Consider the following 13,005-nt stretch of genomic DNA (forward strand, 5'->3'; position numbering starts at 1 on the left):
GGGGTGGGCAGATGGGCATGAGCGCGGGCTTGGGTGCGGTCAATGGCGGCGCGGCATTCGCACCGTGGGCGGGCGTGGACAAGGACCTCCTGACGGCCGCGGTCGCCGCACAGGCGGCCCGTCCGGTGCCCGGCATCGAGGACATGGCCTCCTACCTCGCCGCCCAGGTCGACGACACCTCCCACCGCGAGGTCCTCGGCCCGCTGCTCGACGGGCAGGGTGCGAGTGGTGTCGTCGTACGGCGCGGTGAGGTGCTGGCCGGTTGGGGTGATCCGGACCGGGTGGAGATGGCGTACAGCGCCACCAAGAGCGTGCTCTCGCTGACCGCCGGGGTCGCCTTCGACGACGGGCTGCTGCGGCTCGACGAGCCGGTGCACGAGACCGTCGGCCTGCCGGAGTACTTCGGTGACGACCACGGCCGGCGGATCACCTGGCGCCACCTCCTCGACCAGACCAGCCAGTGGGAGGGCGAACTCTGGGGCAAGCCCACCCGGGTCGACGCCCAGAGCACCCGCGAGGGCACGGAGTCGGCGGGCGGGCCGCCGGGCGAGGGCTGGGCGTACAACGACGTACGGGTGAACCTGGCGGCACTCGCCCTCACCGTGCTGCTCCGCCGCTCCCTGCCCGACGTGCTGCGCGAGCGGATCATGGACCCGATCGGGGCCTCGGCCGACTGGTCCTGGCACGGCTACGAGAACTCCGTGGCCGAGGTGGACGGCGAGCGGCTGCCCGTGGTCTCCGGTGGCGCGCACTGGGGCGGCGGCCTGTGGATCGGCGCCCGGGACCTGGCCCGCATCGGCGAACTCTGCCTGGGCAAAGGCCGTTGGGGCGACCGCGAGATCCTCTCGCCCCGCTGGATGGACGAGCTCTGGCGCCCCTGCCCGGTCAAGCCCAACTACGGCCTGTCTTGGTGGCTCAACGACGACCGCACGGTCTGGCCAGGCGCCCCGTCCTCGGGCCGCTGTGCCCGGGGGAACGGCGGCGGGCACCTCCTCTGGGTGGACCCCGTGCGCGACCTGGTGATCAGCTCGCGCTGGGGGGCCGGGGTGGAGGAGCTGCTGGCGGGGGTGTCCGGAGCCATCACCCCGAACGGGACGTCGAACCCGGCTCCGTACTCGACGCGGAACTCGGCGTAGAACCCTCGTCAGTCGGCGCAGTGAGTGTCCTTGGCGGGGCGGATGCCGTCGCGGAGGAAGGCGGTCACGGTGCGGTTGCCGCAGGCGTTGCCGTTCGTGAGGTACATGCCGTGGCCGCCGTTGGCGTTGGTCACCATGCGGGCCCGGTCGCCGAACGCCTCGCGCATCTTGCGGGCGCCGAAGTACGGGGTCGAGGGGTCGCGGAGGCTCTGGGTGATGAGGATGTTGGAGGGGCCGCGGTCGGTGAGGCGGGTGGGGGCGTGGGTGGGGGCGGGCTTCCAGAAGTTGCAGGGGGTGAGGTTGGCGGGCAGCCCGGCGGAGAGGGGGTGGCGGGCCTGGTCCTTGAGGACGGCTCGCTGGTACGGGGCCGTACGGGCGGGCCAGCGCACGTCGTTGCAGATACCGGCGATGACGACGGCGGCGTCGGTGTCGGGCATGGGGCCCGCGATGTCACGGGTGAGGACGGGAGTGCCGGCGGGCGCGAGGGCGGCCTTCATCATCCGGGCGAGGTCCGGGTAGGCGTTCTTGGAGTAGAGCTGGTTCTGGAGGGACTGGCGCAGGCCGTTGCCGGTGAGGGGGACACCGGGGGTGGTCGACTCGCGGGGAGCGCGGTCGAGTTGGGCGGCGAGGCGGAGGAAGAGGGGGCGGACCTCGGCGGGGGTGGCGGCGAGCCGCAGCTTCTCCTTGTCGTTCTCGGTGTCGCGGGCGGGATCGGCGGCCCAGGCGGCGAAGTCGGGGAAGCTGATGTCGACGGCGGGGCCGGTGTTGACCATCCAACCCTGTTCGAGGCGGGCCGGGTTGGGATCGGCGACGCTGTCCAGGACCCAGCGGTCGGTGCGGTGCGGGAACTTCTGCGCGTAGACGGCGCCGACGTAGGAGCCGTACGAAACGCCCCACGCGTTGAGCTTCTGCTCGCCGAGCGCGATGCGCAGGGACTCCAGGTCACGGACCTCGTTCTCGGCGGAGAAGGTGCGCAGGAGGGGGCCGCCGTTGCGGGCGCAGGCCTCGGCGATGCGGCGGGAACGGGCGGTGTTGTCGTCGATGCGGCCGTCGGCGTCGGGCCAGGAGCGGAGGGTGGTCATGAACCGGTCCTCTGCGGCGAGCCCGCAGGAGGCCTTGGTGCTGCCACCGACGCCGCGAGGGTCGAAGGCCACGAGGTCGTACCTGCCGCCGAGCTGCTGCTGGAGGGCGCTGCCCTTCTGCCCGAGCCGCTGGACCCCGGAACCACCTGGCCCGCCGGGAATGACCATGAGGACGCCGCGCCGGTCGGCGGTGTCGGAACTGGGGATGCGGCTGACGGCGAGGGTGAGGGTGGGTCCGGCGGGGCGGGAGTAGTCGACGGGGACGGTGAGGTCCGCGCATTCCTGGGTGGCGGGGCCTTGGGGGGTGGGGCAGGGGCGCCAGGTGAGGGAGGGGGTTTTGGCGGGGGCCGGGTTGGGGTTGGCGTTGGCGTTGGCCGCCGGGGTGAGGGTGGTGCCGAGGGTGGCGGCGGTTGCGGTGGCGGAGAGGAGGAGGGCGAGGGCGGCGCGGCCGGTGGGCTTCATGGGGACAACTGTCTTGCAGCGGTTGACGGTTGACCATCAGGGTTGCTGGTGGAGGGGGGTGGGGGTAACCCCCGGGGCCGGGGGAGGGGCGCAGCCCGCCGCGGGCGCGACACGCTCGGGCTGCGGCGCGCCGGTGTCAGCGGCGACGCCCCCGTTCCCACTGCTCGCGAGTCAGCTCGTACTCGACCTCTCCCTGATCCGAGCCCTCGATGCTCTCCGGCCACACCCCGGTGAAGCTCCGCAGGAAGGTCAGGCCCGACTTTTCCATCACACGGCGGGAGCGCGTGTTCACCGCCATGGTGTCCGCGGTCACCCGCAGCAGCCCGGGATGCTCGGCGAACCCCTTGTCGATCAGGGCGCGCGACCCCTCCGTGGCGTAACCCCGCCCCCACGCAGCCCTGTTGAGCCGGTACCCGAGCTCGACCTCCGCAGGGCTGTCGTCCTTCAGCGGGCGGAACTCGAACCATCCCAGCCACACCCCCGTGGCCTTCTCCTCCGCCGCCCAGTAGCCGCGCGTACCGGTGCACGGATGGACGTGGAGGAGTTCCGGCAGCACCCGGTCCCGGATTCGTTCGCGGGGGGTGGGGCGGCCCCCGGTGAGGTAGCGGGTCACCTCGGGGTCGCCGTCCAGCGCGAAGAGGCGCTCGACGTCGTCCTCCCCGCCCGTGAACGGTCGCAGGACGAGGTTCTCGGTCTCCAAGTAGCTTTCCATGGGGGCGATCCTCGCCAGCGCGCAGCAGGAACGCCACCGGAATTCGCCGTGCCCGTCCCGCGCCAGCCCCCGTCACACGGTCTTCGCGCCCGGCCCGTGTGGCCCGCCCCGCCCGCCCCGCTTCCGTATCGCCGCCCTGAGCGACGCCACCAGCCACACCACCCCGCCCACCGCCGCCAGCAGGAACGCGGGCGGCAGATTCTCGTCGGGCGACGACGCCCCCCGCACCCGCGCCACCGACGGATCGGCCGCCGCGACCTCCAGCGGTACGGGAGCGCCGACCGAGGGCGACGCGGACAGCCGCCGCAGACTGAGGGTCTCGGTGTCGGTCCGATAAGTGCGGTTTCCCACCCGGTAGTTGACCGTGAAGTCGGTGCTCTTCTCGTGCGGGACCGCCCCGACGATCCGGCCCGTCACCCGGAGGGCACCGGCATCGATGAGGTCCCCGGCCCGCCACTCCCTGGCCGCCGCCGACAAACAGCCGACGACCACCAGCAACGCCACCAGAACGCCGATCGGCGCGGGGCGGAACACACGGCGCAGTCGGCCGGCCATGCTCGGACCGTACTCGCTGGGCCGCAGACCGTCGACGCCACCAGCCGGTCAGTCGGTCCAGAACCCCTCGTGCACCCGCCGGGCGCCCTCGATTCCGTCGACCGGGCCCACCACCGGCAGCTCGCGCTGACCCGCCGCGAAGACCTCGCGGCACGGCAGGGCCATCGTCGGGTTCTCCTCGTTGGCCCCCGTCATGGCGAGGAGCTCGTCCTCGCCGAGCGCGTAGACGACGCGGCCGATGCGGGACCAGTAGATGGCGCCCGCGCACATCGCGCAGGGCTCGGTGCTGGTGTAGAGCGTGCAGGTGCGCAGGAAGTCCGCGTCGTACTCGGCCGTGGACAGCCGCACCAGGTTGGTCTCGGCGTGCCCGGTGGCGTCGCGGTTCGTGGTGACGGTGTTCTCCGCCTCAAGGAGCACGGCGCCGTCGGGCCCCGCGAGCAGGGCGCCGAAAGGGTGGTTGCCGGCGGCACGGGAACGCTGGGCGACCTCGACGGCGGCATGGAGGTGGGCCACGTCGGCCGGGGTGGCGGCGTCCGGGGTGGCGGCGTCCGGGGTGGCGGCGTCCGGGGTGGCGGTGGCCTGGGCGGACATGGCCTGGGTGGTGCTCATGCGTTGATCTCCTCCGAGGAAGTGGCGGTGGGTGAAGCGCTTCCGGCGAAGGCCCGGCCACCGCCTGATCGGCTTCCCGAGAACCGGGCTACGAACCGAGCAGCGCCGCCTCCAGCCGCTTCGCCTGATCCGTGGCGAACCGCTCCAGCCCCGAGGTGTCCTTGCTCCGGTACTCCTGCGAGACCGAAACGACCACCGTGCCCACCCGGAAGTGGACGACGCGCAGGGCGCTGTCGTCGCTGTCACCGGACTTCAGATAGGTGTACGAGTTGCCGACCGCGGCGCCCTCCTCCTTGTGGGCGTCCTTCGCGAGCCTGCTCTCCTCCTGGTAGCCCGCCTTGGCCGCGGCCTTGCTGCCGTACGCCTTGATGCTGGTGCCCACCAGGGCGCCGGAGGAGTCGGTGTAGTTGCCGACGCCCTCGAAGGTCAGCCCGTCGCACGGACCGTCGCAGGGGGCGGCCTGGGCCTTGATGCCACCGTTGTCGCCCTGGGTGTCCTCGGCCCATCCCTCGGGGAGGTCCTTGGCGCGCAGCAGGGCGCCGTCGAGCGCCCCGGCGTTCTTCAGGGGCCCGTCGGGGTCGCCGAGACCGGCCTGCGACGCGGCGGCCGCCGGACGGTCGCCGTTCTTCCCGTCGCCGCCCGCACCGGCGCCGTCCCCGGAGTCACCGCTGCACGCCGACACGGCCAGCAGCAGAACGGCACAGGCCGCCCCCACCCAGATTCTCCGGGAGCCCATCACATGTACCTCATCATCTCTTCACCCATTGCATTCACCGGGCAACCTACACAGCGGCACCCGGCCCCGGACCGGCTGCCCCTTTTTGATCGCGGAGTGCCCGCAAGAGAGGGCTTCGGGCTTCGTATCATCGGACGCATGACCGCCGAATCCGCTGGAAGCGCCTCGCCCCCCGCCCGCCGACCGCTGCGCGCCTCGGACGCCGACCGCGAGGCCATCGTCGACCAGCTGCGGGAAGCCGCCGCCGACGGCCGGATCGACATGGCGGAACTCGACGAACGCCTGGGCCTCGCCCTCGGCGCCAAGACCGTCGCCGAACTGGGCCCCCTCGTCGACGACTTGACCCCCTCCGGCCACACCCCGCCGCTCCCCAGCACCACCTCCGCCGAGCCCCTGGTACTCAAGGGCGGCATGCACGGCGACACCCGGAAGGGGCGCTGGACGGTCCCGTCCCGCGTCGTCGCGCACGGCGGAATGGGCGGCGTGACCCTCGACTTCACCATGGCCGAGGTGCGGGGCCGCGAGGTCGAGGTGGAGGTGTACGGGGAGATGGCGGGCGTGGTCCTCGTCCTGCCGGAGGGCTGGGGAGTCAACACGGACGCGGTGCGGCCGGGCGTCGGCGGAGTCAAGAACCGCATCAAGGCGGAGCACGAGGCGGGCGCCCCGCTGATCCGGATGACGGGTACGGGCGGCATGGCGGGCGTGACGATCCGCCACCCGGGCGTGCTGCTGCGCCGCAAGCTCAAGCGGGCGCAGGGCGAATAGGGGAGTGGGCGAGGCGAGGCGGGGCCACGAGCGCCACAAGTACACCGACGGCACCGCCACGATGGTCGTCGTCGAGAGCGGTGCCCGCATCCCCGTCGAGATCGCCGCCTCCCGGCGCGCCAGGTCGCGCGGGCTGCTGGGCCGGACCGGTGTCGAGGGTGCCCTGCTCCTCACCCCGGCAAGCAGCATCCACACCCTCGGGATGCGCTTCCCCATCGAAGTGGCTTATTTGGACCGTGAGTTGCGGGTCATCGGGGTTCATGCCGTGGTTCCGCACCGGTTGCCCCTGCCCCGGTTGCGCGCGCGGCACGTCCTGGAGGCAGAGGTGGGCTCCTGGGCTCGTTGGGGAGTGCGCCGGGGAGTCACTCTGCGGATCGCGGACACATCGCCGCACACCGCTTGACGCAGGCCGGAAGGCGTCTTTCGGACCCGTATCCCGTCGGCCACCATGGAGGCATGGCGGAGACAACGGGTACCACCGAAGCGCTGCGACCACATCTTCTCGACCTGTCGGGGGTCCCCCTGGATGAACTGGGCATGGCGAACGGGCTCCCGACCGCCCTCGCCGCACTGCGCTCGCAGTTGGCCCGCACCTCGGCCCCCCTGTGCGCCGGAACCATGAGCCCGCCATGCGGCAACCCTCCGGCGGAACAGACGGGTTCCGGCCACTGAGACTTGACCAGCGCCGAGCACCACCGGCTGCCCTTGGCCACCCTGGTCGCCGTCGCCACCGGCTCCCCGGGGAAAGCCGACCTGGCGCGACTGACGGCCGCCCGGCGCAGTCGACTGCTCCTCATCCTCGCGGGCATCTATGAACTCCCGCCGCCGTCGGCACATTTGGCTGACAAACAACGTCGTATGGGCACCGGCATGCCGCCCACTCCGCCACGTACTGCCTGGCGGCTGCTGGCCGAGATCCAGCACGCCGACCCCGCCGCCGTGGAAGCGGTGCTGGCGGATCCGATGGTGAACGGCTGGGCAGTACAACTGCTGCGCAGGATCAGTCACGGCACCCGGGCGGGCGGCGCCCAGGACGCCCCGCTGTGGGCCGACACCGGGCTGATCGGATCCCTGGCGGCCGCCGCCGCGATCCGCGCCGGGGCACGCTGCTCGCTGCGCGTCCCGGCCCACCGGGGAAGGCTGTGGCTGCCCTCGCTCGGGCTGACCGGGCAGGTGGCGCGGGGCGAATGGGCCGTGGTCGGCGTGGAGTGCACCGCGCAGGGAACGGTTGTCTTCGGGGACAACGGCTCCGTACGGCTGCCGGGCGCGCCGGACCGGTCGGCCGAGGGCTGGCAGCCGCTGCCCCGGATCGCCCTCCCCGGGCAGGCCGACCCTGTGGTCCTGGACCACCTCTCCCTGCACCGGGACTTCCGTGCGCTGCGCGACCCCGTGGAGCTCTCCCCGGAAGACCTGTCCAGATGGCGCGAACTACTCGTGGAATCAGCCGAGTTGCTTCGGGCGGACCACGCAGCGGCGCACCGGATCGTCGGCGCGGCGGTCCGGTCGCTGGTGCCCGCCGACCCGCAGACGCCCGTGCGACCGGTCGGCGTGACCGTGCCGGACGTGTACGGCGCGATCATGATGTCGCTGCCCGAGGACGCCTCTGTCGCCGCCGCCACCCTGATCCACGAGTCGTACCACCAGCTCCTCGCCACCGTGGACCTGCTGGACCCGCTGCTCGCCCCCGGGCGGGCGGGACCCGAGCCGCGCTACTTCGCCCCCTGGCGGGAGGACCCCCGCCCACTGCGCGGACTGCTCTACGGCGCGCACGCCACCGCCGGGATCACCGACTTCTGGCACCGCCGCAGGAAAGTCGAGTCCGTAACCGGGACTCAGCGGCAGAGGGAACGAGCGGACTTCGAATTCGCCTTCCACCGAGCCCAGTTACGCCCCGCACTGGCCGCACTCCACGTCGCCGAAGGCCTCGCAGCCCCCGGGCTGCGAGTGGTGGCCGCGCTCAGCGCACAGGCGCGGGGCTGGTGGTCCGAGCCGGTGGCGGCGGGGCCCGGCGAACGGGCCGCCCGGTGCTGGCGGGACCTCACCGGCACCTGGCGGGCCCAGCAGCTGGCCGTCGCGGATGCCGACGCGGACGCCCTCGCCGTACGTCAACTGACGGGCGAGCCACCGCCGTCGGTGCTTCCGCCCGCCCGGCCGGTCGCCGCGCGCCCGCGCTCCCGGCTGCTCACCCGGCTGTGGCTGACCCGGTTGTGGAGCACCGACAGGGCCGCCTTCGAGAGGCTGCGCGCCGATCTGGTCTCGGGGGCGGCAGCGCCGTGGGGCGCGGCGGAGACGACCCGCGCCGACGCCGCCCTGGTTGCCGGGGACACGGACGAGGCACGGGCCCTGTTCGCCGGGTCGGGGGACCCGCTGGGCGGCCCGGTGAACATCAGTGACTGGATCGGTCTGGGCCTGGTGTCCGACGATCCGGGCCTCCTGGTGGAGCGCCCGGAACTCGTCATCGCCCTCTACCGGGCCCTCCTGCGGGCCGGTACGCACCCGCCGGGCCCGCTGGAGCTGGCCAGGTGGCTCGCCGGGAGCGGGCCCGCCGCGCCACCGGCGGCCCCCCGGACGGCGGCCCCGCGTGCCGGGCCCCTTCCGGCCGCCTCACATGCCGAGCATGTCGATGTCGCAGTTGGCCCGGCGTGACTGGCTCGCGTCGATGGTGGCCTGGTGCTCGGGGCCCAGCACCTCGCGCATCACGGCGACGGTCTGCTCGTAGAGCTCCTTGGCCCGCTCCGTCTCGCCGAGCTCCTTGAGGTCGTAGGACAGGTTGAGCCGCATGGCCAGTGCGTCCGGGTGCCGGTCGCCACTGACGTCGGTGATGTGCCGGCTGATCTCCTCGCCCAGGTCGCACGCCTGTCGCGTCTTTCCCAGTCGGGCGAGATCGCTGGCGAGGTTGGTCTTGGCGAGCAGGGTACGGGCGTGCTGTGGGCTGAGCACCCTGCTGAGTCCCTCCGCCGCGGCCCGGTTGAGTTCGAGGGCCTCCTCGGTCCGCCCCAGTAGCCGCAGGGTCACCGCGAGGTTGGTGGCTGCCGCGTAGTGGTGCGGATGCTCCACTCCCAGTGCCTCGCGGCACAACCGCATCGCCTCTTCGCCCAGTTCGGCCGCACCGTCCAGGTCGCCGGTCTGCCGCAGGTCGGTGGCGTGATTGAGCGCGGCCCAGGCCAGTCCGAACTTCTCCTGCGCCGGCTGGGAGCGGTAGAGGTCCAGGACGCCACGGGAGAGGGTGAAGGCGTCCTGGTGGGCGCCCAGCTTGCGGCGGGCCACCGAGAGTTCGCGGGAGACCCAGGCCGTCATCGGGTGCTCTTCGCCCAGCAGGGCGAGCGCCCGCTCGCGCAGCTGCGCCTGACCGTCCGCGGCCTCCTGGTAGCGGCCCAGTTCCTGGACGTCGATGTAGAGGCAGTGCAGGCTCAGCAGAGTTTGCAGGTGGTCGTCGCCCAGCACCTCCACCCGGCGCTGGAAGGTGTCCTCGTCGATCCGGTAGGCCTCCCGGATGCCCGTGGCGTCGGACGACAGCCGCAGACTGACCGCGTAGTTGTGCGCCGCCTGGAGGGTGCCGGGGTCGTCGGGCCCGAACTCCCGCAGCATCGCCTCGTACGCCTGCTGGTCCAGGACGCGGGCGCGCAGGAAGTCACCGCGCGCACGGTAGAGGAGGGCGAGAAAGCTGACCGCGCGCTGCGTCGAGGGGTGACGGTCGCCGAGCACCCGGCTGCACCGTTCCACCAGTTCCGTCTGGAGCGCGAAGGCGTCGTCGTAGCGGTTGTGCCAGCGCAGCACCTGGGCGCGGACCTGGTCGACGGCCAGTACGTGCTCGTGGTCGTCGCCCAGCGCCCGCCGCCAGTTCGTGGCGGCCCGGTCGGTGAGGACCAGGGCCTCCGCGTAGTCGCTGCGCGCCACCAGGAAACGCGTCTCGTTGAGGACCAGTTCCCGTACCCAGGGGTCGTCGCAGTCGACCATCACGGACGCCCGGACGTGCGGCAGCAGGCTGGAGTAGCGGGGCCACTCGGCGGACCGCTGAGGGTTGCGCGGGTCGGCGTTGGCGAGGATCTCGTGCGCGCAGTGGCGCATCTCCGCGCGCTCGGCGGGGTTCATCTGCTGGATGAGCACGCGCTGGACCAGGCGGTGGACCTGGATGGTCGACTTGCGGTGGTCGATGCGGGCCAGTGCGTACCGGCCGATCTCACGGACCGCCCGGCCGAGCTGGATGGGGTCGTCCAGGGTGGCGCGCAGCGCGGTCGGCGCGGCAACGCCCCGTACCGCCGAGAACAGGTCCCAGTCGATGGGCTCCGGTGCGAAGAAGGCACACACCTGGAGGAGCTGGAGCGCGGCCGGGTGGCTCTCGCGGAGCCGGTCCAGGGACACGTTCCAGGCGGCGGCCACCGGAAGGTCGTAGTCCGCGGGGGGTGCCACCTGGAGGAGCTCGGCGTACTTCGTATCGAACAGGTCCAGGTACTGATTGACGGGCATACCGGTCTCGGCGAGCCAGACGGCGGCCTGCTCGACGGCCAGCGGAAGGTCACCGAGGGCGTGAGCCAGCCGGCCCGCGGACTCGTCGGGAATCTGTGGACTGCGCCGCCTGATCAGGGCAACGCTCTCCTCGCGTGCGAACACATCGACCTCTAGAGAACTGGCTAGGCTGGACCATTGGGAGTTGCGGGACGTGACCATCACCCGTCCCGGTCCGTCGTTCGGGAAGAACTTGCGGACCTCCTGGGGGTCCTCCGCGTTGTCGAAGACCAGGAGCCAGTTCGAGTACGGGGTGCCGACCCTCAGTGCTTCCAGTACGGCGGGTACGGCGCTTCGGTCGGCGCCCACCCGCAGACCCATCTGTTCCCCGAGTTCGATCAGGGACTGCACGATGAGGCTCGTCTGTTCGGAAGGAATCCACCAGACGAGTGAGTACTCCCGGCTGTTGCGGTACACGTATTCGATGGCGATCTGGGACTTTCCCACACCGCCCATGCCGTGCAGTGCCTCGGGGAGTACCGCGGTGACCGCGGGGGCATCGGAGGTCAGCCGCTCGCTGAGCGTTTCCAGGAGGTCTTCGCGGCCCGTGAAGTTCCGGTTCCGCTGCGGCACGTTCCCCCAGAGCCGGCTGGGCGACGGGGGTGACGGGATCGCCAGAACAGGGCTGGGCTGGGACGCGGTGGACACGAATCCTCCTGGAACTCCGGACGGCGATGAATCCTGCGGCTCGGGCCCCGGAAGCGGTACGGGTGATGGATGCCCGAAGGTAGTCGATGCATCACCCAGTGTCACATTGGGCCTGTGTGGTGTTTGGGTCGAATGTGACGCCCCGCGCGGCCCCGTGGTGAGCAAGTGCCTCAGCCGGGTGGCCCGCGCCAGATAGGGGCCGGAAACGGCCGCCAGGGCGCTGTACAGGGGGCGGACGAAGGCGCGGTTGCGCTCGTTGACCGTCGGGTACGGGGCGTCGGGCCGCCAGGCCACGGCGGCATCGCCGTCCGGGTCCGCCGCCGCCAGCCGGGGTCCGAGAACCTGTTCGACCTGGCGCAGTACGGACATCGTCTCGGTACGGGTGCCCAGGCCGAGGAGTTCCTCCCGTACGCCCTCCGGGAAATCGAACGAGACCCGGTCGGTGTCCTCGACGTCGTCCGCGTGGCCGGTGCGGCGGAGCAGCCCGAAGAGCATGATCTCGCCGAGGTTCCAGTCCCTGGCGCCGGGCAGCGAGTGCTGGATCAGGCGCATCACCGGCAGGTTGAGGGGGGCCGCGGCCAGCCGTTTGGCCAGGGCGTACGCGGTCGGGGACGCCTTGCCCTTGAAGAGCCGGACCAGCTCCCGGGCCGGGTTCAGGTGCTTGGGCGGCTCGGGGCGGTCGAGAGCGGGTTCCAGCCGGCGCAGGTCGCCCAGATCACCGTGCGCGCCGGTCAGCAGGACGGCCGCGTCGTGGCACCCGCCGGGGGAGGCGACCATCGACGCCCACCGCCCCAGCGAACCGGGCGTCAGTTCCAACAGGGGTACGGGTACGGGGGCCGCCTGGCGCCGGGGCGCGTCCGGGTGTGCCGGGTCGTCAGGAACGGCGGCCGGAAGCAACGGGCCGCGCAGGCGCAAACGCCGGTTGGGCACGGCCTGTTCGGGCACCTCGAACTGCGCCCGTACCGCGGTGGGGAGGGTGATCTCCCACAACTCCTGCGGCAGCAGGCTCAGTACGGCGGTGGGCGAGGTCTGCGCGAGCGCGCACAGACAGGCGGCGGCCACCCCGTCCCGCCAGGCCTCGCCGACCCCGTCGGTGAGGACCAGGACCAGACTGTCCGGCCCCGGCGACGAGTCTCCGTCCCGGGTGCGGGGCCCTTTCCCGGTGAGGTCCAGCGGGGCCACGGTGAGGGAGCGGAACGCGGCGGTCTGCTCCAGCAGCCGGCGCAACAGGCGCTCGGTGTCCCGCCACAGCCCCATGGAGGGCGCGGAGTCGACGAGGAGCACGAGCCGCAGCCGCCGTTCGGTGACCGGACGGCAGACCGGCAGCCACAGGTTCTCGTGCGCGGCACGCTCGGCGGTGGCCTCCTCGTCGAGCTCCCAGGAGTCGGGCACCTCGGCGCGCAGCCGCAGCGGGCGCAGTGCGCGGCCCAGCGCGAGGGAGTCGGGCAGGGGGCGGGAGGTGAGGGTGCCCAGGGAGCGGGCGTCGGCGAGGGGCGGGGAGTAGGTGCCGGGGAGGGTGAAGTGGTGGCCGGGGAGCCAGGGTTCGCGCTCCGGCACGCCGGTGGCCGCGTCCTCGGGCCGCGTACCCCTGGCTCCTTCGTACGGGCCGACGGTCACGGTCGCGTCGTCGGGACCGGCCTCTGCGCCGGGGGGCCGGGCGTGCTCCGGGGAAGGGGTGTCCGGCACCGGGTCCGGCAGTGGGCCCCGGTCCTGGCCGTGGGCCTGGCCCTGGCCGTGTGCCGGTGCCGGGCTCGGGTCCGGACCCGAGCACAATCCCAAGGCCAGTAACAACCC

General features: G+C 72.5%; 11 protein-coding genes. 5 read left to right on the forward strand and 6 right to left on the reverse strand.

Features of this window, described 5'->3' with window-relative positions; all coding sequences use genetic code 11:
* Positions 1-17 precede the first annotated feature (17 nt).
* Positions 18-1,136 carry a serine hydrolase domain-containing protein gene (locus tag ACZ5PB_RS24220; RefSeq protein WP_468693810.1) on the forward strand — a complete coding sequence of 373 codons (1,119 nt, stop codon included), beginning with the start codon at positions 18-20 and terminating at the stop codon, positions 1,134-1,136.
* An 8-nt stretch (positions 1,137-1,144) separates the two neighbouring features.
* Here ACZ5PB_RS24220 and ACZ5PB_RS24225 read toward each other — a convergent pair whose 3' ends face one another.
* The 5 genes from ACZ5PB_RS24225 to ACZ5PB_RS24245 all read right to left on the reverse strand — a co-directional run bounded on the left by ACZ5PB_RS24225 (position 1,145) and on the right by ACZ5PB_RS24245 (position 5,292).
* Positions 1,145-2,680, reverse strand: coding sequence for an alpha/beta hydrolase (locus ACZ5PB_RS24225; RefSeq protein ID WP_468693811.1), 1,536 nt, complete (start codon positions 2,678-2,680; stop codon positions 1,145-1,147).
* Between the two features lie 136 nt (positions 2,681-2,816).
* Positions 2,817-3,392: a GNAT family N-acetyltransferase gene (locus tag ACZ5PB_RS24230; RefSeq protein ID WP_468693812.1), complete on the reverse strand. Its 576-nt coding sequence runs from the start codon at positions 3,390-3,392 to the stop codon at positions 2,817-2,819.
* Between the two features lie 72 nt (positions 3,393-3,464).
* Complete coding sequence (locus ACZ5PB_RS24235; RefSeq protein ID WP_468693813.1) at positions 3,465-3,947, reverse strand: hypothetical protein; 483 nt, start codon at positions 3,945-3,947, stop codon at positions 3,465-3,467.
* Between the two features lie 48 nt (positions 3,948-3,995).
* Positions 3,996-4,556 carry a nucleoside deaminase gene (locus ACZ5PB_RS24240; RefSeq protein ID WP_468693814.1) on the reverse strand — a complete coding sequence of 187 codons (561 nt, stop codon included), beginning with the start codon at positions 4,554-4,556 and terminating at the stop codon, positions 3,996-3,998.
* An 88-nt stretch (positions 4,557-4,644) separates the two neighbouring features.
* Positions 4,645-5,292: a hypothetical protein gene (locus ACZ5PB_RS24245; RefSeq protein WP_468693815.1), complete on the reverse strand. Its 648-nt coding sequence runs from the start codon at positions 5,290-5,292 to the stop codon at positions 4,645-4,647.
* A gap of 138 nt (positions 5,293-5,430) precedes the next feature.
* Between ACZ5PB_RS24245 and ACZ5PB_RS24250 the strand changes: the two genes are divergently transcribed.
* Genes ACZ5PB_RS24250 through ACZ5PB_RS24265 form a run of 4 tightly spaced genes read left to right on the forward strand, consistent with a single transcriptional unit; the run spans position 5,431 to position 8,703 of the window.
* Complete coding sequence (locus ACZ5PB_RS24250) at positions 5,431-6,057, forward strand: DUF1707 SHOCT-like domain-containing protein (RefSeq protein WP_468693816.1); 627 nt, start codon at positions 5,431-5,433, stop codon at positions 6,055-6,057.
* 4 nt (positions 6,058-6,061) lie between these two features.
* Positions 6,062-6,460, forward strand: coding sequence for a DUF192 domain-containing protein (locus tag ACZ5PB_RS24255; protein WP_468693817.1), 399 nt, complete (start codon positions 6,062-6,064; stop codon positions 6,458-6,460).
* Between the two features lie 53 nt (positions 6,461-6,513).
* On the forward strand, positions 6,514-6,729 hold the full coding sequence (locus ACZ5PB_RS24260; RefSeq protein ID WP_468693818.1) for a hypothetical protein: 216 nt from the start codon (positions 6,514-6,516) through the stop codon (positions 6,727-6,729).
* A 3-nt stretch (positions 6,730-6,732) separates the two neighbouring features.
* Entirely contained in the window at positions 6,733-8,703 is a 1,971-nt protein-coding gene (locus tag ACZ5PB_RS24265; RefSeq protein ID WP_468693819.1) for an aKG-HExxH-type peptide beta-hydroxylase, read from the forward strand.
* Here the strand turns inward: ACZ5PB_RS24265 and fxsT are convergent.
* Positions 8,662-12,897 carry an FxSxx-COOH system tetratricopeptide repeat protein gene (fxsT, locus tag ACZ5PB_RS24270; protein WP_468693820.1) on the reverse strand — a complete coding sequence of 1,412 codons (4,236 nt, stop codon included), beginning with the start codon at positions 12,895-12,897 and terminating at the stop codon, positions 8,662-8,664. The two genes, ACZ5PB_RS24265 and fxsT, sit on opposite strands and share 42 nt — an antisense overlap.
* Positions 12,898-13,005: the final 108 nt, after the last annotated feature.

This window comes from Streptomyces sp. NPDC032721 (assembly GCF_055579625.1).